Below are 24307 nucleotides of genomic sequence, written 5' to 3' on the forward strand. Positions count from 1 at the left end.
GCAGATATTCCGTGGCAATCGACATGAACCGGCAGGATGCAACCGCGCTCGCGCAGGCGATTGCGGAAGGAATCCTTACGGCAGAAGAAGCCATGAACGCCGCTCTTGACGCTGCAGAAAAATGGCGCCCTATGGGCGCCATTGCACATGTCGATCGCGATCTGGGCCGTGCCGGCGCCATTGCATTCGATGCCGCGCCATCCAGGGCGGTATTTGCTGGCGTGCCTTCCCTGTTCAAGGATCTGGGCGGCCCCTATGCCGGCCTGCCGATCCGGCTCGGCTCGCAGGCATTCCTCAATGCCTCATCGCAGATGGATTCCGAACTCAGCCGCCGGTTGCGTGCAGCCGGGCTAAATTTCTTCGGCACCACCACCGTACCCGAATTCGGTCTGGCGCTTGCGAGCGAGCCAGCGGGAGCACCGCCTGCACGCCATCCCTTCGATGAAACGCTTTCACCCGGCGGGTCATCCGGCGGAGCGGCAGCAGCCGTCGCAGCCGGGATCGTCGCAATTGCGCACGCCACCGACGCTGGCGGTTCCATTCGTGTGCCCGCTGCAACCTGTGGACTCGTCGGTCTGAAACCAAGCCGGGGCGCCATGCCAGCGGGTCCACATTTCGGCAATTATCTTGCAGGCATTGCGAGCGAATTTGCACTTTGTCGTTCCGTGCGCGACGCAAAAGCGCTTCTACCGCTTGTCGAAGGCAACACGGAAGGCTTTCTGCCCGACCCAGCAATGCAGACAGGTGATTTGCCGAACCGCCTTCGTGTGGGCATCGTGACGGGCGATCTTGCAAACTATCCAATCACATCAGAATGTTTGCAGGTTGTGGCAGATGCAGCACGTTTCCTTGAAGCGCAGGGGCACGCAATTCGCGAAATCCCCGCTTCGGAATTCAGCCCGCTGATCGCTTCCAGCGCGCGCGCGTTCGACCGCATCATTTCCGTCAATCTCGCTGCTGCAATCGATTTTCTGGCCCTTGACGAAGACAGGCTTGAACCGCTTACCCGTGTGGTTGCGGAGCGCGGGCGGCGCATGGAAGCGACCGCGCTTTATCGCGCCATGAACGGAGCCGTCAGCGCCGCACATATGTTGTGGCAGATTTTCCGCGACATCGACGTATTGATAACGCCGATGCTGTCGCGCGGGCCGATGCCGCTCGGTTCCTTTCCGATGGATCACGGCGACGTGGATGCGCATTGGCAGAAGATGAATGCCTTCGCGCCTTATGCAGCACTTGCCAATATTTCCGGTTTCCCGGCACTCTCGCTTCCCTTTGGAACCGACGCTAACGACATGCCGGTCGCCTTGCAGCTCGTTGCACCAATGGGCGCTGACCGGCTGCTTTTGAACCTTGGCCAGCGTCTGGAGGAGGATCAGCGCTGGCAGCATAGATTTCCCGTTGCGGGGTTGAACATATGACGACGACCGTTCTTGAACTACAGAACATCACCAAGCGATTTGGCCAGCTTACCGCCAATGACACTATTTCGCTGAAGCTTGAGCGCGGCGAAATCCTCGCTTTTCTTGGCGAGAATGGTGCAGGCAAAACCACGCTGATGAACATCCTGTTCGGCCATTATGTGCCGGATGAAGGCCGCGTCTTCGTCAAGGGCGAGGAAATCCCGCAAGGCAAGCCCCGCGCTGCCATTGATGCGGGCGTAGGCATGGTGCACCAGCATTTCACGCTCGCGCCCAACCTCACAGTGCTTGAAAATATCATCACCGGCACTGAAAGCCTCTGGAAGCTTAAATCGGCACATGGACCCGCGCGCACCAAGATTGCCGACATCGCCGGACGCTTCGGCCTGCAGGTCGATCCCGATGCACGGCTTGGCGATCTTTCTGTCGGCGAACAACAGCGCGTTGAAATCCTGAAAGCGCTTTATAACGACGCCGACATTCTGATCCTCGACGAGCCGACCGCCGTTCTGACCACGCAGGAAGCCGAAAACCTGTTCGCTACACTGAAAGAGATGGCGCGTCAGGGCCTGTCGCTGATCTTCATCTCGCACAAGCTGCATGAAGTCATGTCGGCAGCCGACCGCGTTGTCGTCCTGCGCGGCGGCAAGGTTGTGGCGGAGCGCAAGGCTTCCGAAACCTCGAAAGAGGAACTCGCCGAACTGATGGTCGGCCGTCGCGTTTCGCGCCCTTCGCGCGCTGCGGCCACGCCCGGCGAAACCTTGCTGGAAGCGAAGAATGTAACGGTCGTGGAAGATGGCGCAACCCGCCTCAGCGATCTCGACTTTCACCTCCGCGCTGGCGAAACGCTGGGCATCATTGGCGTGTCAGGGAATGGGCAGGCAGCGCTTGGACGTCTCGTTTCCGGCCTCAGCCAACCGGCAAACGGCGAACTTGTCATGTTCGGGCAGACCGTCACCAAATTCGACCCGCGCCAGTTTGTGGCGGAAGGTGTTGGCCGTATTCCGGAAGATCGCAATGCGGAAGGCGCAATCGGTGACCTGACACTTTGGGAAAATGCTGTACTGGAACGCGTGCGTGATCCGCAGTTCTCCAATGGTCTTCTGGTCAACCGGACGGCTGCGCGGGAATTTACCGACCACATCATCAAGGATTTCGATGTGCGCGGCGGCACGCCTGATAGCCGCATTCGCCTGCTTTCCGGCGGGAATATGCAGAAGCTCATTCTGGGTCGTAATCTGGAAACCGCCCCGCGTATCCTGATCGCGGCACAGCCGACGCGTGGCCTCGACGAAGGTGCCGTCGCGGCCATCCATGCCCGCATTTTGGAAGCACGCGCCAAGGGAGCTGCCGTACTGCTGATCTCGGAAGACCTCGATGAAATTATCGGCCTTGCCGACCGGGTTCAGGCCATCGTCAAAGGCAGGCTATCGCCGCCCATCGACGCGGAAGAAGCCGATGCACAACGGCTGGGCCTGATGATGGCTGGCGAGTGGCAGACAAATACCACGAAGGGGCTGAACTGATGCGTATTGAACGACGCGAAACACGGCCCATGGCGCTGGTAGCAACCGCGCCGGTTCTCGCCGTCCTGACCGCCTTCGTGCTTGCCGGACTGCTGATAGCCGCCGCCGGTGCGCCGGTTCTCGAATCCTTCCGCCAGATCGCCATTGGTGCTTTCGGCAACAAACTCTCAATCACCGAAACGCTCACCCGCGCAACGCCGCTGATGCTGACCGGCCTTGCCGCTGCCGTCGCCTTTCGCTCAAAACTCTGGAATATCGGTGCCGAAGGCCAGTTCTATATGGGGGCTCTCGCGGTCGTCGCCTGTGGCACGCAATTGCAGCTTCCGGCTCCCATACTTATTCCACTGCTGCTCATCGTCGGTGCGATTGCAGGCATGATTTTCCTGCTTATTCCGCTCGGCCTTCGCCTGCGCTTCGGTGTCGATGAAGTGGTGACGACGCTGCTTTTGAACTTCGTTGCGGTGCTCATCGTCTCGATGATGATCGAAGGGCCGATGAAAGACCCTCTCGCTTTTGGCTGGCCGCAATCCGAGCCGGTGCCGGATGCGGCGGTGCTGCCAAAAATCATGGCTGGTATGCGACTGCATATCGGTATCATCATCGCCATCGCTCTGGCTCTCATCCTCGCCTATGTGCAAAAGCGCACCGTGTTTGGGCTTGAAACCAAGGCTGCAGGTCTTAATCCGCAAGCCGCGCGCTTTGCAGGCGTTCCGCTTGGCAAGACGCTGGTGAAAGTCGCCTGCATTTCCGGTGGCCTTGCAGGCCTCGCAGGTGCGATACAGGTCATGGGTGTAAAAGGCTATGTCACAACCGATCTTTCGCCCGGCTTCGGCTATTCCGGCATCATCGTCGCCATGCTGGCCAATCTTAATCCCATTGGCGCGATCTTCTCGGCACTTTTTGCAGCCGCCATGTTTGTCGGGGCCGACGGTATGAGCCGCGCCATCGGCATTCCAAGCTTCATCGCCGATGTTACCGTGGCGCTGTCACTTCTGACCATGCTGGTTGCTCTGTTCTTCACCCAATACAGGATCGCCCGATGAACGAGTTGATGGATATCCTGCTGTCCGCAGGCCTCTGGGTTTCGGTCCTGCGCATTGCAACGCCGCTGATCTTCGGTACGCTCGGCGCGCTTTATTGCGAGCGTGCGGGCGTGCTCAATCTCGGCATAGAAGGCATCATGACCTTCGGCGCGATGATCGGCTGGCTGACGGTCTTTAACGGGGCTGACCTTTGGGTGGGCGTGCTTGCAGCAGCAGCATCCGGCGCCTTGTTCGGCCTACTGCATGCAGCGCTTACCGTGCCGCTTGGCTTGTCGCAGCACGTAGTCGGCCTCGGCATTACGCTTTTCGCGTCGAGCCTCAGCTATTTCCTGTTCAGGCTACTGGTGCCGCTTTCCTCAACCCCGCCGACGATCACACCATTCCAGCCGGTCAATCCGTCCTGGCTTGCGGATATTCCGTTTATCGGGCAGGTGCTTGGCACGCAGACGGCGCTGACATGGATCGCCATTCCACTGGCGCTGCTGCTCGGTTACGTGCTCTTTCGCACACCGCTTGGCCTTGCCATCCGTATGACGGGCGAAAACCCGCATGCCGCCGAAGCGCAGGGCATCAATCCGATCCGCATGCGCATCTTCACGATCATGTTCGGCAGCGCGCTTATGGCTGTCGGCGGTGCATTCCTCACGCTCTCCGCCTTCAACTCGTTCTTCCCGACGATGATGCAGGGGCGCGGCTGGGTCTGTATCGCGCTTGTCGTCTTCGCCTCGTGGAATCCTGCCCGCGCACTTCTGGGCGCGCTTCTATTTGCGCTGTTCGACGCGTTCCAGCTACGCCTGCAGACGGTCTACGGCAAGGTCGTGCCTTACCAGCTTTTCCTGATGATCCCTTACATCATGTCGATTGTGGCGCTGATCGTCATGGCGCGCCGCGCACGTGTCCCGCAGGCGCTGATGCAGCCCTATCGTCGCGGCGAGCGATAAGCATACAAACAAAAACGGCGCCCGAAGGCGCCGTTTCCTTTTATGCTGTCGAACTTATGCAGCGCTTGACTTGCCGCTCTTTTCGAAGCGCTTGCGCTCATTCGGATCGAGGTAGAGCTTGCGAAGGCGGATCGACTTCGGCGTCACTTCAACCAGCTCGTCGTCCTGAATCCACGACAGAGCGCGTTCCAGCGTCATCTTGATCGGTGGCGTCAGCTTCACGGCTTCATCCTTGCCCGAAGCGCGAACGTTCGTGAGCTTCTTGCCCTTCAGGACGTTGACTTCAAGGTCGTTGTCGCGCGAGTGGATGCCAATCAGCATACCCTGATAAACCTTGACGCCTGCGTCGATAATCATCGGGCCGCGATCTTCGAGATTGAAGAGCGCGTAAGCAACAGACTCGCCCTGATCGTTGGAAATCAGAACGCCATTGTTACGGCCCGAGATTTCACCCTTGTAAGGCTGATAATCATGGAACAGGCGGTTCATGATCGCCGTGCCGCGCGTATCGGTCAGAAGCTCCGACTGATAGCCGATGAGACCACGGGTCGGCGCATAGAAAACCATACGGACGCGATTACCGCCCGAAGGGCGCAGTTCGACCATCTCGGCCTTGCGCTCGGACATCTTCTGCACAACCGTGCCGGAATATTCTTCATCGACGTCGATGACGACTTCTTCCACCGGCTCCAGCTTTTCGCCGTTCTCGCCGTCTTTCATGACGACGCGCGGACGCGAAACGCCAAGCTCAAAGCCTTCGCGGCGCATGTTTTCGATCAGAACTGCAAGCTGCAATTCACCACGACCAGAAACGAAGAACGAATCCTTTTCGTTCGATTCCTCGATTTTGAGTGCAACGTTGCCTTCAGCTTCCTTGAGCAGACGGTCACGGATAACGCGGCTCGTCACCTTGTCGCCTTCGGTGCCCGCATATGGACTGTCATTGACGATGAAGGACATGGTCACGGTCGGAGGATCGATTGGCTGCGCTTCAAGCGGAACACTTACCGATGGATCGCAGAACGTGTCGGCGACGGTGCCCTTGGAGAGACCGGCAATTGCAACGATGTCGCCTGCCTGTGCTTCGTCAATGGCCTGGCGCTCGATACCCCGGAAAGCAAGGATCTTGGAAATACGGCCGGTTTCGAGCAGCGTACCGTCCTGACCCAGAACCTTGACGGCCTGGTTCGACTTGATCGAGCCCGAATGAATACGACCGGTGATGATGCGGCCGAGGAATGGATCGGCTTCAAGGATCGTGCCGATCATGCTGAACGGACCTTCGGCAACCTTCGGCGCCGGAACGTGCTTGAGAACCAGATCGAAAAGCGGAGCCAGACCTTCGTCCTGCGGACCTTCTGGGTTCAGCGCCATCCAGCCGTTGCGGCCTGAACCGTAAAGGATCGGGAAGTCGAGCTGTTCGTCGGTCGCGTCGAGATTGGCGAAGAGGTCGAACACTTCATTGATGACCTCTTCATGACGGCCATCGGGACGGTCGATCTTGTTGATCGCAACGATCGGACGAAGACCAACCTTCAGCGCCTTGCCAACGACGAACTTCGTCTGCGGCATCGGGCCTTCAGCAGCGTCAACGAGAACGATAGCGCCGTCCACCATCGACAGGATACGCTCGACTTCGCCGCCGAAATCGGCGTGGCCAGGCGTGTCGACGATGTTTATGCGCGTGTTTTTCCAGACAACTGAAGTGGCCTTCGCGAGAATGGTGATCCCGCGTTCCTTTTCGATGTCGTTGGAATCCATCATGCGTTCTGCAACGCGCTGGTTGTCGCGGAACGAGCCGGACTGCTTCAGGAGTTCATCGACCAGTGTTGTTTTGCCATGATCGACGTGTGCGATAATAGCGATATTACGCAATTCCATATGGAGATCACTTCTATATGAGTTGGGAGCCGCGCCAACATGACCCGCGCGGAAAAACAATGCGGCGCTCTTACAGGTTTTTTTGCATTTTTGAAAGGGGCAGCGCGAAACTGCCCCGTATTTAAGACAAAAAGCCCAGTTTTCAATGGGCTTTTACACCGTCAATCTGTCAGTTTTTTGTCAGTCAGACCTACAACAGTGTGCCGGAGAGGATCACCAGCGCAACGCTGAAATAGATCACAAGGCCCGTCACATCGACCAGAGTGGCAACGAAAGGCGCCGATGCGCTGGCCGGATCGAATCCGAGCCTTTGCAGGATAAACGGCAGCATGGACCCGGTCAGCGATCCGAACGTCACGATGCAAACCAGCGCCATGCCGATGGTTGCAGCCACCAGAATCCAGTGTTCACCATAGTCGTAGATGCCAAGCGTCTGCCATATGGCAATGCGTATGATACCGATGATGCCGAGGAAACTGCCGAGCGCCAGTCCCGTTGGCAATTCACGCAGGGCAACACGCCACCAGTCCTTGAGCTTGATTTCCTGCAAGGCAAGCGCGCGGATGATCAGCGACGTTGCCTGCGAGCCGGAATTACCACCCGAAGACATGATCAGCGGGATGAACAGCGTCAGCACCAATGCCTTTTCCAACTCCAGCTCGAAATGCTGCATGGCGCTCGCGGTCAGCATCTCGCCGAGAAAAAGGATACCGAGCCAGCCGGCGCGCTTCTTCAGCATCTCGCCGAATCCTATGCGCATATAAGGCCTGTCCAGCGCCTCCATGCCGCCGAAACGATAAGCGTCCTCGCTTGCCTCTTCCGTCATGGCATCGAGCACGTCGTCGACAGTCACAATGCCGATGATGTGGCGGCTTTCGTCCACGACAGGCACGGCCAGAAGATCGTGCTTGCGGAACAGGCGCGCCACTTCCTCACGGCTTGCCAGCGGCGAAATGGTGATCGGCTCATCATCGCGAGCAATAGACAGGATCGGCTCGTCCGGCTGGCGGATAATGAGGCGGCGCAAACTGACCACGCCCAATAGAACGCGGCTGACCGGATCGACGACATAGATGGCATAAACCGTTTCGCGCGTGCGTTCGACCTTGCGGATATGCTCCAGCGTCTGGCCAACATTCCAGTTGGAAGGCACAGCGATGAATTCGATGGTCATGAGCGAACCAGCCGTATTCGGCGGATAGCCCATCAGCTTCTTCAGTGCGACCTTGGTTTCAGGCGCGAGAATGGGAAACAGGCGCGCACGGTCGTCGTCTTCCAGTTCCTGAAAAACGTCTGTTGCACGGTCCGCCGACATGCCGTCGAGCAAGAGACTTGCGAGGCCGGGCGGGAGGGTCGCGATGATTTCGGTAGCGCGATGCAGTTCCGGCTGGTCGAGCAGGCGGATAGCATCTTCATGCGAGAGCTGAGCGATGACGGCGACCGCATCATCGGCATCGAGTTCGTTAACGAGTTCCACTGCGTCGCCAGTACGCATGTCCGCAATGCGGCTTGCGATGGCTGCAGCAGGGAGGTCGGCAACATCGAGTACTTCCGGGAAGAAGTTGTTGTCGGTCATGGGCTTGCCTTTCTGTCGATCCGCCGTCGAAGGCAGACCGTGCAAGCCGACCGCAAGCGATCAGATCACGAACTGCCTTGACGGCTGAAACAATCGACTGTGACTGTCGCTTGGCATAAGAGAATAAAACTCCGGTTGAAATTGCTGCCGCAGAAATCCGGCTGCGGGCGTGATGTGCGCTTGGTCGCCAACAAAGTCAAGCCCTTCGAGACAATGTCGAACGCTTTTTCGTCCCGTCATCAGACTGCGTGCGGCAAACGCCGCCAGAGCAGAAAGGAACCGGTGGCGATAAAACCCATGGTGGGGATGAGCGTCGCAAAAGCGACCAGCGGGTCCCCCATCAAGGCAGCAACGGCTCCCCCGACAAGACCACCGCCCATCTGGAAAAAACCCATCAATGCCGAAGCGGCACCGGCCATGCCCGGAAACGGGGCCATGCCTGCCGATGTCATCACCGGCATGACCAAGGCGATCCCGAAGGCAAAGAGTGCCAATGGCACCATGACCAGAAGATAAGACGGTTCAAAGGAGCTCAGCAATACGATGATGCCGATGCTGGCACCCACAATCGCCAGATAGCCCGCCATGGCGAGCTGTCGCGGATTATAGAACCTCATCAGACGGCGAAACAGCAATCCACCGGCAAGATAGCTGCTTGTCTGCAACAGAAGACCCACTCCGAAATGAGTAGCCGACATGCCGATCCTCCCCATCAAAATGAAAGGTAGAATGGTTGCAGCCGTATAGAGCGCTCCCGTGGTGCCACCCACGCCGAGACTCGCATAGACAAAATGACGACTCGTCAGCAGGATTCGGTAAGAACGAACCAGTTCACGCGGGCGGATGCGACTGAGGTCGCGCGCCACAGTTTCCTTGATGACGAACAGCGCCATCAGCACGACCAGCAATCCAAGGATCACCATGACCACGAAAATGGCGTGCCAGCCGAAGAACTCCATGGTGAAGCCGCCGAGCGTTGGTGAAATTGCCGGGCCGATCGCGATCACAATACCAATGAGGTTCATCACGCGAGCGGAGGCTTCATGCGTGAAAAGATCGCGCACGATGGCGCGCGAAACCGTTACACCGACCGCAGAACCGATTCCTTGCAAAAAGCGTGCGGCGAGAAGAACCTCTATCGATGCCGAAAACAGCGCCAGGATACTGGCGGCCAGATAGATGCCCATGAACGCAATGGTGATGGGCCTGCGCCCAAAGCCATCGGATAGAGGGCCGCAGACGAGTTGGGCAAAACAGAACCCAGCGAAGTAGATCGAGAGTGTGAGCTTGACCAGCGCGTCCGTTGTACCGAAGGCATGAACGATCTCGGTCATAGCAGGTGTATAAAGCGACATCGACATCGGGCCGATGGCGGCGAGCAATCCGCCCACTATACCAACGCGCAGCTCGCTCATTACCGGACGCTGGTTTTCCTGTTCCGGGCGATGCTGCGACTGGGCGTTCATGAATGAAATGCTCGAATGTCGACCGTCAAGGGTCTGCGGGAAAATATTGCCCGCGATATTGGCGATCCGCGCGCAGGCAATCCTTATTCGCAGTACGGAACAGGGTCAAGCAAACGCCACTTCTCCATTTATTTGACTGTTCAGACCCTTGCTCCACTGACAACTAAATCCTAAGTCTGGTTCACCTCGAATGCATCTGAACCGGAGTTTCATCATGTCCGACAAGACCGCCCACAATCACGCGCTGACCGAATGGAATGGACCGCTGGGCCTGCCGGATTTCACCGCTTTCACGGATGATGATTTTGCGTCTGCGTTCGACGTCGCATTGGCTGCGGATCTCGCAGAAGTGGAAGCCATAGCCAAGGCGACCGATGAAGCAACCATCGACAACACGCTCAAGGCGCTGCAACTGACGGGCAAGGCGCTCGACCGCGTATCGGCGATTTTCTGGATGCGTGCCGGCGCGCACAGCAATGACACGATCCAGGCACTGGAACGCGAGATTGCGCCGAAAATGTCGCGCCATTATTCGCGCATCATGATGGACCCAGCGCTGTTCGCCCGCATCGACGCGCTTTATGAAAACCGCGATATGCTGGACCTCGATACCGAGACCAAACGTGTTCTGGAAAAGACGTGGAAAGGTTTTGTCCGGTCTGGCGCGAAGCTTGATGAAGCGGGCAAGACGGAGCTTGCAGGCATCAATGAAAAGCTCGCCGGACTTGGCGCGCGCTTTGGTCAGAACGTGCTGAAGGATGAGTCGAGCTGGGCCCTGTTCATCACGAATGACGCCGACCTCGCCGGCCTCCCCGATTTCCTGAAAAATGCCATGCAGAATGCCGCGGCGGAACGCGGCAAGACGGATGCCTGGGCGGTTACGCTGTCACGCTCTATCGTCGAGCCGTTCCTGTCATTCTCCGAAAATCGTGAACTGCGCGAACGGGCGTTCAACGCCTGGGCAAAGCGCGGTGAGAATGGCGGCGAAAGCGACAATCGTGACATCGTGCGCGAAATGGTGGAACTGCGCGAACGCAAGGCGCATCTGCTCGGTTACGCCAATTTTGCCGCCTACAAACTCGACGACACCATGGCCAAGACGCCGAAGGCGGTCATGGACCTGCTGGAGCCGGTATGGGACAAGGCACGCGCCAAGGCCCACGAAGAAGAGGTTGAACTGGAGCGCCTGATCGCAGCCGATGGCGGCAATCACAAGGTTGCGCCATGGGATTGGCGTTTCTATGCCGAAAAGCTGCGCGCCGAACGCTTCGCTTTCGATGAAGCGGAACTGAAGCCCTATCTTCAGCTCGAAAAGATCATCGAAGCCGCTTTCGACGTCGCAGGCCGCCTGTTCGGCATCCGCTTCGAGGAAAAGAATGGCATCGCTGCGTGGCATCCGGATGTGCGGGTGTTTCAGGTGTTCAATGCGGATGGCAGTGAGCGCGGCTTGTTCCTCGGTGACTATTTCGCCCGCACCTCGAAGCGCTCGGGCGCCTGGATGAGTTCCCTGCAATCAAGCCACAAGCTGGGTGATGGTCAGAAGCCGATCATCTATAATGTGATGAACTTTGCAAAGCCAAAGGCCGGTGAACCTGCCCTGCTCTCGCTGGACGACGCACGCACGCTGTTCCACGAGTTCGGCCACGCGCTGCATGGGCTTCTGTCGGATGTGACCTGGCCTGCCGTTTCCGGCACCGCCGTTTCGCGCGATTTTGTGGAACTGCCGTCGCAGCTTTACGAACACTGGCTGACTGTTCCTGCGGTTCTCGAAAAATACGCCGTGCACTATCGCACCGGAGAAGCCATGCCGAAGGCGCTCCTCGACAAGGTCCTTGCGGCCCGCACCTTCAATGCAGGCTTCAACACGGTCGAGTTCACCTCATCCGCGCTGGTGGACATGGCGTTCCATACTGGCAAGGAAAGGATCGCTGATCCGCTCGCTTTCGAGGTGAAAACGCTGGAAAAGCTTTCCATGCCGGATGCGATCATCATGCGCCATCGCACGCCGCATTTCACTCACGTCTTCTCCGGTGACGGTTATTCCGCTGGCTACTACTCCTATATGTGGTCGGAAGTGCTGGATGCGGACGCCTTCTCGGCATTCGAGGAAACCGGCGATGCTTTCAATCCCGAACTGGCGGCGAAGCTGAAGCAGCATATCTATGCCGCTGGCGGCAGCCGCGACCCGGAAGAGCTCTATAAGGCATTCCGTGGCAAGATGCCGACACCGGACGCGATGATTGAAAAGCGCGGCTTGAATTAAACCAAAAACAAAAGGCCGGGAAACCGGCCTTTTTCAGTTTTTATGAGTCAGAATATTCACGAGCCGCCCATAGGGATCGCGCGTATAGAAACGGCGCACACCCCATTCCTCATCAGCCGGACCGTATTCGACGGGAAATCCCAGCGCGATGGCGCGCTCCAGCACGGCATCGACATCATCGACCTCGATGGAAAGATCGGGCACCGGTGTGCCCGATCCGCCCTCACTCATGATGCTCACCTGTACCCGTGCCTGCGCATCCGTAGCATAGGTGACGATCCAGCCGAAATCCATCGCCACATCAAGGCCCAGCAAGTCGCCGTAGAAGCGCTTTGCCGCCGCAGGATCGGCGGCTGCAATATTGGCAACGATGCGGCGGACGGCCATCAGTATTCGCCGAGCTTGATGTCCGGCGTGTAATCGACGCCGTCGACTTCCTTCACCACCGGCTGACCGCAATGCATGACGCCGGTTGCGGCATTGAAAGCATAGGTCGGCGAGCCATAGAGCTGCCAGCCCTTGTTGAGTGCGGCGGTGACACGATGGCAGAAAGCGGAATCGTCCGGGCCTGTAATGAAACGGTATAACTTCATGCTGTTGCTTCCTCTGTTATAACTTTACGCCCGCCTTGGCGAGCACACGCTCGGCCATTTCAAGATGCAGGCGTTCGACCATCTGTCCGTCGAGTGAAACGACCCCCTTGTCGGCATTTTCAGGCAGGGCGAAAACTTCAACGACGGCGCGGGCATGCGCCACTTCGTCCCCGGTCGGTGAGAATGACCGGTTAGCCGCTTCGATCTGGCCCGGATGAATCAACGTCTTGCCGTCGAACCCCATGGCAGCACCTTGCGCACATTCTGCCTCGAAGCCAACGCTATCACGAAAATCATTGTAAACACCGTCGAGAACGGTGATGCCGCCAGCGCGAGCGGCAAGAATGATCTGCATCAGCCAGGGGACGAGATAAGGGCGCCCCGGTTGCGGGCGCACACCGGTTTCACGCGCAATATCGTTCGGCCCGACGACGAAACAGGCAAGCCGCACCGCCGAACGATGGCCAAGCACCGCAATCTCGTCGGCATTGAGAATGCCGCGTGCCGTTTCGATCATCGCCCAGACACCAACTGCCGGATCGGCATCCTGCCGATCAAGCCGGTTGGCCGCGTCGATTATATCCTGCGGGCGTTCGGCCTTGGGCAAAAGAATCGCATCCGCCCCCATCTTCGCAGCGGCCGCAATATCGTCCCTGCCCCACGGCGTTTGCGCCGTATTGACTCGCACGATCCGCTCGAAACCGACCTTCGGATGACTTGCGAAATGCGCCGCCAGCGCATCACGCGCGGCGACCTTTGCTTCTGGAGCAACGGAATCTTCCAGATCATAGATCACGCAGTCCACTGACAGGGTCAGCGACTTTTCCAGAGCGCGAGCATTGGCAGCGGGAACGAACAGGACGGAACGGCGGGGACGAGCGATAGTTTTCATATCCCGATTTGTGCACGGAACCACGAAAAGGTGCAAGGTCCCAACGCCCTTGTTAGGGGGCTTGAAATCCGCATCATGGCTGCTTATTTTCCGGCCTTCGGTTGAATGCACCGGCCGCCCGCAGCTTCCAAGCCATGGTAAAGCATTCTGACTACAACTCGTTCCTGTTCCGTTTGACGGCAGAAACGGCAATGCAGGCACCCGTTCATGAAAATGCCGCTCACAACCAGGAGCGAAAACAATGACCACAGCTATCATCGCTGGGACCAATAACGCTGAATTCAAGCATCAGGCCCGCCGTCTGCGGCAGGCTTTGAGCGAGGAAGGCATCACCATCAGCCACGGCAAGGCACTCGACCTTGTGGCGCGCCAGTCCGGCACACGTGACTGGAATACGCTTGCCGCCAATGACACGAAGGTGGGGACCGCCCCCGTTCAAGACGATACCGCGCCGTACCGCGTCGGGCAGCGCATTACCGGCATGTTTCATACCACGCCGTTCGATGCCCGCATCATCGCCGTCGAGGAAACGATCAAGCCTGAACTGTGGCGTATCACGCTTCAGTTCGATCCGGCCATTGATGTGGCGGTTTCGCCGAACCTGTCGATGCGGCGCAGGCGTTATACGATCGTCGTCGGCACCGATGGCAAATCCCGCCGCCTGACTGGCAGCGAGACGGGTGGCGTCGCCCTCAACGTCGGATAATTGCGTGAACTGCGTCAACGACGCATGATCCGGAAAACTTGACGCAGTTTCCAGACAGGATTATGCGCTTAACCCGACAGTCGAGATATTCGGCGCGCTCGTTCGCGCGTCGGATATTTCGCGAAGCGGGTCGGGAGTTGCGACCTATTGGGCAGTTATGGCCTCAAACGTTGACTCTCGGTCAAGCTGATGTAAACCAGTTTGCAAATTGCAAATTCCCAACCGACAGGTTCAGGACATGGATAAGTTCACCAAGCTCACGGGCGTCGCCGCCCCCCTGCCGATCGTCAATGTCGATACGGACATGATCATTCCGAAGGATTACCTGAAGACGATCAAGCGCACGGGTCTGAGCAAGGGTCTTTTCGCAGAAATGCGCTTCAACGAAGACGGCACCGAGAACCCGGATTTCGTCCTGAACAAGCCCGGCTATCGCAACGCGCAGATTCTCGTTGCAGGCGACAATTTCGGCTGTGGCTCCTCGCGCGAACATGCGCCATGGGCTCTGCTCGATTTCGGCATCCGTTGCGTGATCTCGACCTCGTTCGCTGACATCTTTTACAATAACTGCTTCAAGAACGGCATCCTGCCGATCAAGGTCAGCCAGGAAGACCTGGACAAGCTGATGGACGACGCTTCGCGCGGCGCCAATGCGACCCTTACCGTCGATCTCGAAGCCAAGGAAATTCACGGTCCGGACGGTGGTTCGATTTCCTTCGACCTCGACGATTTCAAGCGCCACTGCCTGCTCAACGGCCTGGACGATATCGGCCTGACGATGGAAAAGGCTGGCAGCATTGACACATTCGAGGCCAAGCGCGCCGAACAGCGTCCCTGGGCATAATGTTGGTATGCCCTATATATACTCGGCCAGAATGCCCGGTTGCAGGACTGGTGGCCTGTACAAGTGAATAGGACACGATTGGCTGGAATGGCCCGAGAAGATCAAAGCGGCGACTGGGCGGGACGTCTTTCGCCCTCGCTTGACGAAATCGAATCCATCGCGATTGAAGCTCTTGCGCATCTGCCGCAGGAGTTTCGCGCGTTGTGCGGCGACATTATCATCCAAATCGCCGATTTCCCTGAGGACCAGATCATCGAGGACATGGGACTGGAAACGCCTTTCGACCTGCTCGGCCTTTTCGAAGGCCGCGGCATCGGCGAACGCTTCAGCCTGCAGACCGGCGAAGGTCCCAATCGCATCACGCTCTATCGTCGCGCGATCCTCGACTACTGGTCCGAACATGAGGAAACGCTGGGCGACATTATCACCCATGTACTGATCCACGAGATCGGCCACCATTTCGGCCTGTCGGATGACGATATGGAAAATATCGAGACACAAGCAGAGTAATGCTGCACAGTTGAGATGAATGTTGCCACTGGTGCTTAACGACACCAATGGCATTTCCTCGGGGGATTCTATCTGCTCTAACTCACGTTCAAGGCCGTGCCCGCCGCTGCGGCGAAAGCGTTTTTGGCGATCTCCAGTCTTGCCGATATCCGTCTGCTTCTATCGCGCCGAACCCGTTTGAGAAAGTAGCACCATGAAACTCTACAAAGGTCTTTCTGCCTTTCCGCTCACACCAATCGACACCGCAGGCAAACTTTTGGAGGACGCACTCGCCGGTTTGCTTGAACGTATACAGGAGGCGGGAGCGGATTCGGTCGGCCTTCTGGGAAGCACAGGCAGCTATGCCTTTCTTACACGCGAGCAGCGACTTCATACAATCAAGACTGCCGTCAAGTGCGTCGACGGCAGAACACCGATCATCGTCGGCGTCGGCGCATTGCGGACGGATGACGCGCTGGCACTGGCGCGGGATGCCGCAAATGCCGGTGCAGACGGGTTGTTGCTTGCACCTGTTTCCTATACGCCGCTCACACAGGAAGAGGTATTCCAGCACTTCAAGGCCGTTGCTGCGACGACCGATCTTCCCCTTTGTGTTTACAACAATCCCGGCACGACAAAGTTCATCTTCAGCGATGAACTGATCGCAAGGCTTGCCAATGTAAAGAATATAAGCGCGATCAAGATGCCCCTGCCTGCAAATGGCGATTACGTGGGCGCAATGTCAAAGCTGCGTGCGGAAGCACCATCAAGCTTTGCCATCGGTTATAGCGGGGACTGGGGTGCAGCAGATGCGCTGCTGGCTGGTGCAGATGCCTGGTACAGCGTGGTTGCAGGCCTTCTCCCGGCACCGGCTCTGGCCCTGACACGTGCGGCTCAAAGCGGAAACGAGGTTGACGCGAAACGCATCAATGCGGCTTTCGCGCCGCTCTGGGATCTATTCAAAACCCACAGTAGCTTCCGTGTGATGTATGTCATCGCCGACCTTCTTGGTCTGGCAAGAATCGAGCCGCCACGCCCGATCCTCCCGTTGGGAACCGAGGTGTACGAGCAGGTTGAGAAAGCGCTCGATACGCTGACGGTCGAAATGACTTCCAGATAAAATTCACAGCACATTACAAGATAAAGGCGCCCTCATCGGACGCCTTTTGCATTTCTGAACTAAGCTATGCTCAGGCGGACATCGATGTTGCCGCGCGTTGCATGCGAGTATGGGCAGACGATGTGCGCGGCCTGAACCAGCTCTTCCGCCTTCGCCTTATCCAGGCCTGGAAGTGCCACTTGCAGCGCCACATCAAGCCCGAAGCCTGTGCCGTCTTCACGCGGACCGATACCGACCGTCGCGGTCACCGTGCTGTCTGCCGAAATGGCAACTTTTTCCTTGGCGGCAACGAATTTCAACGCACCGAGGAAGCAGGCGGCATAACCGGAAGCGAAAAGCTGTTCCGGATTGGTGCCTTCACCACCCGAACCACCGAGTTCTTTCGGCGTATCGAGAACGACACTGAGCCGACCGTCGGCAGTCTTGGCGCTGCCAGTGCGACCGCCGGTTGCTGTCGATTGGGTCGTGTACAGAATTGGCATTTGAGTTTCTCCTTTGGCTTATCTCCGTAACCAGGATTGCAAATTATTAAATTGTGCACAATCTAATTTTGCAAAATACATAATCAAAATTATATGATGCGCAATCCAATTGCGCATGATGTATATAGTCGCCAAGGAGTTATCTCGATGAAGCGCGACGATCAGCAATCCAGTCTCGGCCTTTCCAACATGGTCTGCTTTGCGATCTATTCGACCGCAAATGCGCTGACACGCGCCTATCAGCCGATCCTCAGCAAGCTCGACCTCACCTATCCGCAGTTCCTGGTAATGATCGTGCTCTGGGAAAAAGACAACCGGACGGTTTCGGAGATCGGCGCAAAACTCGGTCTGGATTCAGGCACCCTGACCCCATTGTTGAAACGCCTGGAGGCTGCGGGACGCATTTCGCGACGCCGCGACCCGCAGGATGAGCGGCAGGTTCGCATCACATTGACTGATGAAGGTCGGGCCTTGCGCAAGGAAGCCGAGAACATCCCGGAACAGGTGTTTTGTGCGCTTGGTCAACCCATTGATGAGTTGCAGGACCTACGCACGCGATTGCTCAATATACGCGGCAATCTTTCAGACAGCATTCCCCGCTAACAAAAAAGCGCCGGTTTCCCGGCGCTTTTTAATATCAGTACTGAGTATAGCAGATCAGGCAGCAAGCGCCTTCGGCTTGATCAGGCCGCGTGCGACCAGCAATTCAGCGATCTGGATCGTGTTGAGAGCAGCGCCCTTACGCAGATTGTCGGAAACAACCCACAGTGCCAGACCGTTCTCGACCGTGATGTCTTCGCGAATACGGCTGATGTAGGTCGCGTCTTCACCAGCGGACTCATAAGGCGTGATGTAACCGCCATCTTCGTGCTTGTCGACAACCTGACAGCCCGGTGCTTCGCGCAGAATTTCACGCGCTTCTTCAGCCGAAATCGGGTTTTCAAACTCGATATTGACGGCTTCCGAGTGACCAATGAAGACAGGAACGCGGACAGCAGTTGCCGTGAGCTTGATCTTTGGATCAAGCATCTTCTTGGTTTCGGCCACCATCTTCCATTCTTCCTTGGTGTAGCCGTCTTCCATGAAAACATCGATATGTGGAATCACGTTGAAGGCGATACGCTTGGTGAACTTCTGAGCCGTGACGGGATCTGCCACGAAAACCGCACGCGACTGCTGGAACAGCTCGTCCATACCTTCCTTGCCAGCGCCCGAAACAGACTGGTAGGTCGAGACAACAACGCGCTTGATCTTGGCCGCATCGTGCAGAGGCTTCAAAGCCACCACAAGCTGCGCAGTCGAGCAATTCGGGTTTGCAATGATGTTCTTCTTGCGGAAACCTTCGATGGCGTCAGGGTTCACTTCTGGAACGATCAGCGGCACGTCCATATCATAGCGCCACGCGGAAGAATTATCGATAACAACACAACCCTGTGCACCGATCTTTGGCGACCATTCCTTGGAAATATTTCCACCTGCGGACATAAGGCAAATGTCGGTATCGGAGAAATCATACTGGTCGAGCGGCTTAACTTTCAGCGTCCGGTCGCCATAAGAAACTTCCGTGCCTTGGCTGCGGCGCGATGCAAGCGCGACAACTTCATCAGCCGGAAAGCCGCGTTCCTCGAGGATATTGAGCATTTCGCGCCCGACATTTCCGGTGGCGCCGACAACTGCAACCTTGAAACCCATTTTTCGTCTCCTGTCCCTCTCCGCTTCCAGATTCGGAACCCCGCAGGCCACGCGGGACTTCCGCCCCCGGGCCAGACCCGGGGAGAGGGCGAGCAGGCCAAGGGAATCAGACCGTTTTCGTGGTCGTTTTAGTGATGGCCGTGAGTGTTTTGGAAATCGAAGGCATGCGCGCTGCCCCGGCAAAAATGCCGGCAGTTCCAAGCGAAACTGACGCTACGTTGACGCGATCCACGCGGGTTCTCCTTCGTTCGTCACTGCTTTTACGCGGTTTATAGATGGAGTCAATTCTCCAACCCTTCAAGGAGCGCATTTTTTGGCTCTTTAGAGCGCGTCTCGGTCTGATTGAATCAGATCGAGACGCGCTATCTGTTTATTGTTACGCGCGACCTGAAAGCCATTTCACACTTTTCGGGATGCGATTTATTATTTTTCCCTAGTATTTCAAACCGTCAGTTCTCTCTCATACTAAAGACTACTGCACGAATCCCCTTTTTCGGTTCATCATGCAAGTGTGAGGAGAGCGCCCGGACAGTTGAGAGGAACTGTTCCCGGCGCATCAGGCGAACTTCATTTACCCGGTGGAGAAGGATCGCCTTACATTTGCCCGTCAGGGCTCTGTTTGGGAGGACAGATTAATGGCAGTCTCGTCAAGTGCCGACGTCGGCACGCAGAAAATGACGAGCGAAGAACGCAAAGTCATCTTTGCGTCGTCGCTTGGTACCGTCTTCGAATGGTACGATTTCTATCTCTATGGAACGCTTGCAGCCTTTATCGGTGCGGCCTTCTTCAACGAGTATCCGGAAGCAACCCGAAACATCTTCGTTCTGCTCGCCTTCGCGGCCGGCTTTCTCGTGCGTCCGTTCGGCGCGCTCGTCTTCGGACGCATCGGCGATCTCGTCGGCCGTAAATACACGTTCCTAGTTACCATCGTCATCATGGGCGCATCCACATTTCTCGTGGGTATCCTGCCCGGCTCGGCCACGCTCGGCATTTTCGCACCGATCATCCTGATCGCACTGCGCATGCTGCAGGGTCTAGCACTTGGCGGTGAATATGGCGGCGCGGCTACTTATGTTGCGGAACATGCTCCGAACAACCGTCGTGGCTTCTTCACGTCATGGATCCAGACCACCGCAACGCTGGGCCTGTTCCTGTCGCTGCTGGTCATCCTCGGCATCCAGAGCATCATGAGCAAGGAAGCTTTTGCTGCCTGGGGCTGGCGCATTCCGTTCCTCGTTTCCATCGTCCTGCTCGGCATCTCCGTCTGGATTCGCATGCAGATGAGCGAGTCACCTGCATTCAAGCGCATGAAGGAAGAAGGCAAGACCTCCAAGGCTCCGCTAACCGAAGCATTCGGCCAATGGAAGAATGCCAAGATTGCCCTTATCGCACTCTTCGGTCTCACTGCCGGTCAAGCTGTAGTTTGGTATTGTGGTCAGTTCTACGCCCTGTTCTTCCTCCAGAACGTTCTGAAGGTCGAAAACCAGTCGGCAAATATCATGGTGGCTATTGCGCTCCTGATCGGTACGAGCGGCTTCGTCTTCTTCGGCTGGCTGTCGGACAAGATCGGTCGCAAGCCCATCATCATGGCGGGTCTGCTGCTCGCTGCCGTGACTTACTTCCCACTGTTCAAAGCCCTGACCGGCGCTGCAAACCCGGCCTTGGCTCAGGCTGAACAGACCATCAAGGCGACCGTTACGGCTGCGCCTGGCGATTGTAACTTCCAGTTCAACGCCACCGGCACGTCCAAGTTCACCACGTCTTGCGATGTCGCGACAAGCTTCCTCGCCAAGAGCTCGGTGCCTTATGAAGTCGTGCAGACGGCAGCGGCTGGCACCCCTGCAACCATCACACTCGGCGACAGCACGATCACGTCTTACGACGCGGTTCAGGCTGGAGCAGACGCTGCGGCCAAGCAGTCGGCATTATCTCACGATATGAACCTTGCCTTGCAGAAGGCCGGCTTCCCGCTCGTTCGCGACCCGGCGAAAGTACCGGATAGCAAGCTGGATGCCTTTGTCGCCGCCAATCCGGAACTTCAGCTCAATGCCGAAGCTATCCGCGGCGGAGACAAGACCATGGTTCCGGCTGCCGATCTGGTAAAGCAGAAGCTTCTGACCCAGAGCGAAGCCGACGGCCTTGGCGTCAGCACCGATCAGGCCGTCTATACCATCCCGAATGCTGGCGCATTCAAGATGGTTGCCGACCCTGCACAGGTGAACTGGGTGCTGACGATCGCCATCCTGACCATCCTCGTCATCTACGTGACGATGGTGTACGGCCCGATCGCCGCAATCCTCGTCGAGATGTTCCCGACCCGCATCCGTTATACCGGCATGTCGCTGCCATATCACATCGGCAACGGTTGGTTTGGCGGTCTGCTTCCGGCTGGCGTGTTCGCACTCAGCGCTGCCAAGGGCGACATCTATTACGGCCTCTGGTACCCGATCATCATCGCCTCCATCACCTTTGTGATCGGCATGATCTTCGTCAAGGAAACCAAGGGCGTCGACCTGCACAAGCTCGACTAATCATTGTCAACTGAACAACACGGAACGCCGCCCTATGGGCGGCGTTTTTGTATTCGTCTGGCACTCTATCGCCGATACTGCGCTTCGATTTCGATCAGTTTCTGCTTGCGCCACAGGCCACCACCATAGCCAGTCAATGCCCCGTCCGCACCAATCACGCGATGACAGGGAATGATAACGGCAATCTGGTTCGCACCATTGGCACGCGCGACAGCACGCACGGCGAGCGGCTTTTCCAGGGCCTGAGCAAGTTCGCTGTAGCTGCGTGTCTCCCCTGCCCTGATGTTCTGAAGCTCACGCCAGACATGCTGCGTAAATGCGCTGCCATGCAGCACCAGCGGCAAATCGAATGTCGGCAAGCGACCGTCGAAAAAGGCTACAAGCTGTTGTTCGACGAGATCATGCGTATCGAAACGACCAATCCCCAAATTCCCGTGACAAGTGGCATAAAGCTTCTTCAGCTCCGCTGGCAGCGCCTTGCGGTCGACAAACTCAAGAAGATGCAGGCTTCGCGCATCACAGATCGCGATCATGGTACCGAGCGGCGATTTGATCCAATCGGCACGCAACAGGCCATCACCGCGTAATTTTGCGGGTGGAAGCCCGAGAATGCGCGCAAAGGCGGCACGAAAAGCTTCGGGAGATTCAAAACCGGCATCGATCTGCGCATCGATCACGCGCCCGCCATCGGCAAGCGCCTGAAACCCATGCCGCAAGCGCTCCTGTCGTGCCATTTCCAGGAATGTCATCCCAAAATGACGACGGAAACTGCGACGGACCGTCGACAAATCAAGCCCCATCCGGACAACATCATCCTCACTCCAGCGGCGTTCGGGATCAGCATCGAGCGCATCGAGAAGCTTCTTGACGGAAGGTTCCGCCTCGGCAGCGGGCTGTAGCGGATGACATCTCTTGCAAGGCCGAAACCCGTCGGCCATGCATTCTGCAACCGATGCGAAAAAGCGGCAGTTTTCCTGTTTCGGCTTCCGCGCCGGACACGTCAGGCGGCAGAAAATTCCGGTCGAGATAACGCCGACATAAGCCCTGCCCTCATAAGCGGCATCGCGGGCGACAAGTGCATCGTAAAGTTTGTTTTGATCTGGGAGCGTGAACAACATGCCGCTATTCTTATGCAGCGAAGCATGAATTTACAGCCTCAAATCGGGCATTTATTCAAAAAAGAAAAACCCGTCATGCGAATTGCATGACGGGTTTTTATCAAGCAACTTTGTCCTGCTTATTCTGCGGAAAGTTTCGAAAACTTGTCGAGGATAGCATCGCCCATTTCGACGGTGCCGATCTTAGTTGTGCCTTCCGACCAGATATCGGCCGTGCGCAAACCGTCATCAAGAACCTGCGCAATCGCGGCTTCCAGACGATCCGCTTCATCGACGAGGTTGAAGGAATAACGCAGGCACATGGCAAGCGAGGCGATCATCGCAATCGGATTTGCGACGCCCTTGCCAGCAATGTCCGGTGCAGAACCGTGGACCGGCTCATAAAGTGCCTTGCGTTTGCCGGTCTTGGAGTCAACCGCACCGAGCGAAGCTGATGGCAACATGCCGAGCGAACCGGTCAGCATTGCGGCAACGTCCGACAGCATGTCACCGAACAGATTGTCCGTCACGATAACGTCGAACTGCTTCGGCCAGCGCACGAGCTGCATGCCACCAGCATCGGCCAGCATATGTTCCAGCTCAACATCGGCGTGCTTTTCCTTGTGACGCGCGGTGACGACCTGATTCCACAGGACACCCGACTTCATCACATTACGCTTCTCCATCGACGTGACCTTGTTGCGGCGCGTGCGCGCCAGCTCGAAGGCGACATCGGTGATGCGCTCGATTTCGTAGGTATCGTAGACCTGTGTATCGATACCGCGCTTCTGGCCATTGCCGAGATCGATGATTTCCTTCGGTTCGCCGAAATAGACGCCGCCGGTCAGTTCACGCAGGATGAGGATATCCAGACCTTCGATCACTTCAGGCTTCAACGAAGAAGAATGAGCCAGCGCCGGATAACAGATAGCCGGGCGCAAGTTTGCATAAAGCTGCATATCCTTGCGCAGGCGCAGAAGACCGGCTTCCGGGCGTACTTCATAAGGCACACTGTCCCATTTCGGACCGCCGACAGCGCCGAACAGCGTGGCATCGGCAGCCAGCGCCTTCTCCATATCGGCATCCGAAATTGCCTGACCATGCGCGTCGTAAGCGCAGCCGCCAACCAAGCCTTCCTCGGTTTCAAAGCCGAGATTGAGGCCTGAGTTGAGGAAAGCGATAATCTTGCGGACTTCCGCCATCGCCTCTGGACCGATGCCGTCGCCGGGCAGGAGAAGGAGTTTTCTGGATGCCATAATGCCAAGCCTCTATTTTTTACCGCATATTCCAGAAAACGGAGGCCCGTTTCCCGAGAATATTGCGCTCAAATTCACGACAGCAGCGAGCGGCGTGACGCCGCCCGTTACTGCCTTTTTCACGTTCCGCGAGGGTTATAGAGCCCCGTTGTCCGACAAGCAACAATGCGCAGGGCTGAAACTTATGAAAAAGATAGAGGCTTATGCAGAAATTATATAACAGTCGAGAACACAGGTCGGATTGCACGTTTCAAGCTTTCAGCGACCGGCAAAACCGCGCCACAATCATTCCGTCAAGCTACGCGCTTCAGACGGCAACATGATCGGGATTCCGCCGCGAACCGGATAGGCAAGCTTTGCCTTGCGCGAGATCAGCTCACCATGTTCCGCATCATATTCCAGCGCCCCCTTGGTGAGCGGGCATACGAGCAGTTCCAGCAGGCGCACGTCAATATTGCCGGTTTCCATCTTGTCGTCCATTGTCTTAC

General features: G+C 57.2%; 24 protein-coding genes. 13 read left to right on the forward strand and 11 right to left on the reverse strand.

All coding sequences use genetic code 11. From position 1 onward, the window contains the following. The first annotated feature begins 23 nt into the window (after positions 1–23). Genes ACYSN1_RS16930 through ACYSN1_RS16945 form a run of 4 tightly spaced genes read left to right on the forward strand, consistent with a single transcriptional unit; the run spans position 24 to position 4931 of the window. A complete protein-coding gene (locus ACYSN1_RS16930) occupies positions 24–1421 on the forward strand; it encodes an amidase (protein ID WP_461726796.1) in 1398 nt (465 codons plus the stop codon). Continuing rightward, the gene (locus ACYSN1_RS16935; RefSeq protein ID WP_461726761.1) at positions 1418–2947 is read left to right on the forward strand and encodes an ABC transporter ATP-binding protein; all 1530 of its coding nucleotides are present in this window, start codon (positions 1418–1420) and stop codon (positions 2945–2947) included. Before ACYSN1_RS16930 ends, ACYSN1_RS16935 begins: the two co-directional genes overlap by 4 nt. Next, complete coding sequence (locus tag ACYSN1_RS16940; protein WP_461726762.1) at positions 2947–3990, forward strand: ABC transporter permease; 1044 nt, start codon at positions 2947–2949, stop codon at positions 3988–3990. The genes ACYSN1_RS16935 and ACYSN1_RS16940 overlap by 1 nt, the downstream gene beginning before the upstream one ends. Next, the gene (locus ACYSN1_RS16945; RefSeq protein WP_461726763.1) at positions 3987–4931 is read left to right on the forward strand and encodes an ABC transporter permease; all 945 of its coding nucleotides are present in this window, start codon (positions 3987–3989) and stop codon (positions 4929–4931) included. The genes ACYSN1_RS16940 and ACYSN1_RS16945 overlap by 4 nt, the downstream gene beginning before the upstream one ends. 54 nt (positions 4932–4985) lie before the next feature. On the opposite strand, the gene typA is transcribed toward ACYSN1_RS16945, so the two are convergent. From typA to ACYSN1_RS16960, 3 genes are all read right to left on the reverse strand, one after another. Next, positions 4986–6812 carry a translational GTPase TypA gene (gene typA / locus ACYSN1_RS16950; RefSeq protein WP_109987500.1) on the reverse strand — a complete coding sequence of 609 codons (1827 nt, stop codon included), beginning with the start codon at positions 6810–6812 and terminating at the stop codon, positions 4986–4988. Positions 6813–7002: 190 nt separating this feature from the next. Beyond that, positions 7003–8388, reverse strand: coding sequence for a magnesium transporter (mgtE, locus tag ACYSN1_RS16955; RefSeq protein ID WP_461726764.1), 1386 nt, complete (start codon positions 8386–8388; stop codon positions 7003–7005). A 239-nt stretch (positions 8389–8627) separates the two neighbouring features. After that, the gene (locus tag ACYSN1_RS16960; RefSeq protein WP_461726765.1) at positions 8628–9854 is read right to left on the reverse strand and encodes a multidrug effflux MFS transporter; all 1227 of its coding nucleotides are present in this window, start codon (positions 9852–9854) and stop codon (positions 8628–8630) included. 15 nt (positions 9855–9869) lie between these two features. On the opposite strand from ACYSN1_RS16960, the gene ACYSN1_RS16965 reads away from it, so the two are divergent. Together ACYSN1_RS16965 and ACYSN1_RS16970 are read left to right on the forward strand one after the other, a co-directional pair. Then, positions 9870–10028, forward strand: coding sequence for a hypothetical protein (locus ACYSN1_RS16965; RefSeq protein WP_461726766.1), 159 nt, complete (start codon positions 9870–9872; stop codon positions 10026–10028). 40 nt (positions 10029–10068) lie between these two features. Continuing rightward, on the forward strand, positions 10069–12117 hold the full coding sequence (locus ACYSN1_RS16970; RefSeq protein WP_461726767.1) for a M3 family metallopeptidase: 2049 nt from the start codon (positions 10069–10071) through the stop codon (positions 12115–12117). A 33-nt stretch (positions 12118–12150) separates the two neighbouring features. Here ACYSN1_RS16970 and ACYSN1_RS16975 read toward each other — a convergent pair whose 3' ends face one another. The 3 genes from ACYSN1_RS16975 to ACYSN1_RS16985 are packed head-to-tail and all read right to left on the reverse strand — an operon-like array spanning position 12151 to position 13602. After that, positions 12151–12504, reverse strand: a complete 354-nt coding sequence (locus ACYSN1_RS16975; protein ID WP_461726768.1) for a VOC family protein — start codon at positions 12502–12504, stop codon at positions 12151–12153. After that, positions 12504–12710 carry a DUF1737 domain-containing protein gene (locus tag ACYSN1_RS16980; RefSeq protein WP_002965766.1) on the reverse strand — a complete coding sequence of 69 codons (207 nt, stop codon included), beginning with the start codon at positions 12708–12710 and terminating at the stop codon, positions 12504–12506. The genes ACYSN1_RS16975 and ACYSN1_RS16980 overlap by 1 nt, the downstream gene beginning before the upstream one ends. 16 nt (positions 12711–12726) lie before the next feature. After that, positions 12727–13602, reverse strand: a complete 876-nt coding sequence (locus tag ACYSN1_RS16985; RefSeq protein WP_461726769.1) for an HpcH/HpaI aldolase/citrate lyase family protein — start codon at positions 13600–13602, stop codon at positions 12727–12729. A gap of 241 nt (positions 13603–13843) precedes the next feature. Between ACYSN1_RS16985 and ACYSN1_RS16990 the strand changes: the two genes are divergently transcribed. From ACYSN1_RS16990 to ACYSN1_RS17005, 4 genes are all read left to right on the forward strand, one after another. Then, positions 13844–14308, forward strand: a complete 465-nt coding sequence (locus ACYSN1_RS16990; RefSeq protein WP_461726770.1) for a glyoxalase superfamily protein — start codon at positions 13844–13846, stop codon at positions 14306–14308. Positions 14309–14546: 238 nt separating this feature from the next. After that, entirely contained in the window at positions 14547–15152 is a 606-nt protein-coding gene (gene leuD / locus ACYSN1_RS16995; RefSeq protein WP_461726771.1) for a 3-isopropylmalate dehydratase small subunit, read from the forward strand. Positions 15153–15239: 87 nt separating this feature from the next. Then, positions 15240–15662 carry a metallopeptidase family protein gene (locus ACYSN1_RS17000; protein WP_461726772.1) on the forward strand — a complete coding sequence of 141 codons (423 nt, stop codon included), beginning with the start codon at positions 15240–15242 and terminating at the stop codon, positions 15660–15662. Between the two features lie 193 nt (positions 15663–15855). Beyond that, positions 15856–16761 (forward strand): dihydrodipicolinate synthase family protein, encoded by a 906-nt coding sequence (locus tag ACYSN1_RS17005; protein WP_461726773.1) that lies wholly within the window; start codon positions 15856–15858, stop codon positions 16759–16761. A 59-nt stretch (positions 16762–16820) separates the two neighbouring features. Here the strand turns inward: ACYSN1_RS17005 and ACYSN1_RS17010 are convergent, their stop codons facing one another. After that, positions 16821–17243, reverse strand: a complete 423-nt coding sequence (locus tag ACYSN1_RS17010; protein WP_461726774.1) for an organic hydroperoxide resistance protein — start codon at positions 17241–17243, stop codon at positions 16821–16823. A 147-nt stretch (positions 17244–17390) separates the two neighbouring features. Between ACYSN1_RS17010 and ACYSN1_RS17015 the strand changes: the two genes are divergently transcribed. Beyond that, positions 17391–17846: a MarR family winged helix-turn-helix transcriptional regulator gene (locus tag ACYSN1_RS17015; protein ID WP_461726775.1), complete on the forward strand. Its 456-nt coding sequence runs from the start codon at positions 17391–17393 to the stop codon at positions 17844–17846. Positions 17847–17900: 54 nt separating this feature from the next. On the opposite strand, the gene ACYSN1_RS17020 is transcribed toward ACYSN1_RS17015, so the two are convergent. After that, a complete protein-coding gene (locus ACYSN1_RS17020) occupies positions 17901–18935 on the reverse strand; it encodes an aspartate-semialdehyde dehydrogenase (protein ID WP_140021045.1) in 1035 nt (344 codons plus the stop codon). A gap of 635 nt (positions 18936–19570) precedes the next feature. On the opposite strand from ACYSN1_RS17020, the gene ACYSN1_RS17025 reads away from it, so the two are divergent. Continuing rightward, positions 19571–21466, forward strand: coding sequence for an MFS transporter (locus ACYSN1_RS17025; protein ID WP_461726776.1), 1896 nt, complete (start codon positions 19571–19573; stop codon positions 21464–21466). A gap of 65 nt (positions 21467–21531) precedes the next feature. Here ACYSN1_RS17025 and ACYSN1_RS17030 read toward each other — a convergent pair whose 3' ends face one another. Both ACYSN1_RS17030 and leuB read right to left on the reverse strand, forming a co-directional pair. After that, positions 21532–22584, reverse strand: a complete 1053-nt coding sequence (locus ACYSN1_RS17030; RefSeq protein ID WP_461726777.1) for a bifunctional transcriptional activator/DNA repair enzyme AdaA — start codon at positions 22582–22584, stop codon at positions 21532–21534. 119 nt (positions 22585–22703) lie between these two features. After that, entirely contained in the window at positions 22704–23819 is a 1116-nt protein-coding gene (gene leuB, locus ACYSN1_RS17035) for a 3-isopropylmalate dehydrogenase (RefSeq protein ID WP_140021041.1), read from the reverse strand. Position 23820: 1 nt separating this feature from the next. Between leuB and ACYSN1_RS17040 the strand changes: the two genes are divergently transcribed. Beyond that, positions 23821–24039 carry a hypothetical protein gene (locus tag ACYSN1_RS17040; protein WP_461726778.1) on the forward strand — a complete coding sequence of 73 codons (219 nt, stop codon included), beginning with the start codon at positions 23821–23823 and terminating at the stop codon, positions 24037–24039. Between the two features lie 65 nt (positions 24040–24104). Here ACYSN1_RS17040 and ACYSN1_RS17045 read toward each other — a convergent pair whose 3' ends face one another. Next, a complete protein-coding gene (locus tag ACYSN1_RS17045) occupies positions 24105–24299 on the reverse strand; it encodes a Trm112 family protein (protein WP_461726779.1) in 195 nt (64 codons plus the stop codon). Positions 24300–24307: the final 8 nt, after the last annotated feature.

The organism is Brucella sp. LJL56 (assembly GCF_054871705.1).

Excerpts from the sequence above, each read along its gene's own strand:
- ACYSN1_RS16930 (WP_461726796.1), top strand. The coding sequence starts at position 24 with ATGAACCGGCAGGATGCAACCGCGCTCGCGCAGGCGATTGCGGAAGGA.
- ACYSN1_RS16935 (WP_461726761.1), top strand. The coding sequence starts at position 1,418 with ATGACGACGACCGTTCTTGAACTACAGAACATCACCAAGCGATTTGGC.
- ACYSN1_RS16940 (WP_461726762.1), top strand. The coding sequence starts at position 2,947 with ATGCGTATTGAACGACGCGAAACACGGCCCATGGCGCTGGTAGCAACC.
- ACYSN1_RS16945 (WP_461726763.1), top strand. The coding sequence starts at position 3,987 with ATGAACGAGTTGATGGATATCCTGCTGTCCGCAGGCCTCTGGGTTTCG.
- typA (WP_109987500.1), bottom strand. The coding sequence starts at position 6,812 with ATGGAATTGCGTAATATCGCTATTATCGCACACGTCGATCATGGCAAA.
- mgtE (WP_461726764.1), bottom strand. The coding sequence starts at position 8,388 with ATGACCGACAACAACTTCTTCCCGGAAGTACTCGATGTTGCCGACCTC.
- ACYSN1_RS16960 (WP_461726765.1), bottom strand. The coding sequence starts at position 9,854 with ATGAACGCCCAGTCGCAGCATCGCCCGGAACAGGAAAACCAGCGTCCG.
- ACYSN1_RS16965 (WP_461726766.1), top strand. The coding sequence starts at position 9,870 with ATGTCGACCGTCAAGGGTCTGCGGGAAAATATTGCCCGCGATATTGGC.
- ACYSN1_RS16970 (WP_461726767.1), top strand. The coding sequence starts at position 10,069 with ATGTCCGACAAGACCGCCCACAATCACGCGCTGACCGAATGGAATGGA.
- ACYSN1_RS16975 (WP_461726768.1), bottom strand. The coding sequence starts at position 12,504 with ATGGCCGTCCGCCGCATCGTTGCCAATATTGCAGCCGCCGATCCTGCG.
- ACYSN1_RS16980 (WP_002965766.1), bottom strand. The coding sequence starts at position 12,710 with ATGAAGTTATACCGTTTCATTACAGGCCCGGACGATTCCGCTTTCTGC.
- ACYSN1_RS16985 (WP_461726769.1), bottom strand. The coding sequence starts at position 13,602 with ATGAAAACTATCGCTCGTCCCCGCCGTTCCGTCCTGTTCGTTCCCGCT.
- ACYSN1_RS16990 (WP_461726770.1), top strand. The coding sequence starts at position 13,844 with ATGACCACAGCTATCATCGCTGGGACCAATAACGCTGAATTCAAGCAT.
- leuD (WP_461726771.1), top strand. The coding sequence starts at position 14,547 with ATGGATAAGTTCACCAAGCTCACGGGCGTCGCCGCCCCCCTGCCGATC.
- ACYSN1_RS17000 (WP_461726772.1), top strand. The coding sequence starts at position 15,240 with ATGGCCCGAGAAGATCAAAGCGGCGACTGGGCGGGACGTCTTTCGCCC.
- ACYSN1_RS17005 (WP_461726773.1), top strand. The coding sequence starts at position 15,856 with ATGAAACTCTACAAAGGTCTTTCTGCCTTTCCGCTCACACCAATCGAC.
- ACYSN1_RS17010 (WP_461726774.1), bottom strand. The coding sequence starts at position 17,243 with ATGCCAATTCTGTACACGACCCAATCGACAGCAACCGGCGGTCGCACT.
- ACYSN1_RS17015 (WP_461726775.1), top strand. The coding sequence starts at position 17,391 with ATGAAGCGCGACGATCAGCAATCCAGTCTCGGCCTTTCCAACATGGTC.
- ACYSN1_RS17020 (WP_140021045.1), bottom strand. The coding sequence starts at position 18,935 with ATGGGTTTCAAGGTTGCAGTTGTCGGCGCCACCGGAAATGTCGGGCGC.
- ACYSN1_RS17025 (WP_461726776.1), top strand. The coding sequence starts at position 19,571 with ATGGCAGTCTCGTCAAGTGCCGACGTCGGCACGCAGAAAATGACGAGC.
- ACYSN1_RS17030 (WP_461726777.1), bottom strand. The coding sequence starts at position 22,584 with ATGTTGTTCACGCTCCCAGATCAAAACAAACTTTACGATGCACTTGTC.
- leuB (WP_140021041.1), bottom strand. The coding sequence starts at position 23,819 with ATGGCATCCAGAAAACTCCTTCTCCTGCCCGGCGACGGCATCGGTCCA.
- ACYSN1_RS17040 (WP_461726778.1), top strand. The coding sequence starts at position 23,821 with ATGCCAAGCCTCTATTTTTTACCGCATATTCCAGAAAACGGAGGCCCG.
- ACYSN1_RS17045 (WP_461726779.1), bottom strand. The coding sequence starts at position 24,299 with ATGGACGACAAGATGGAAACCGGCAATATTGACGTGCGCCTGCTGGAA.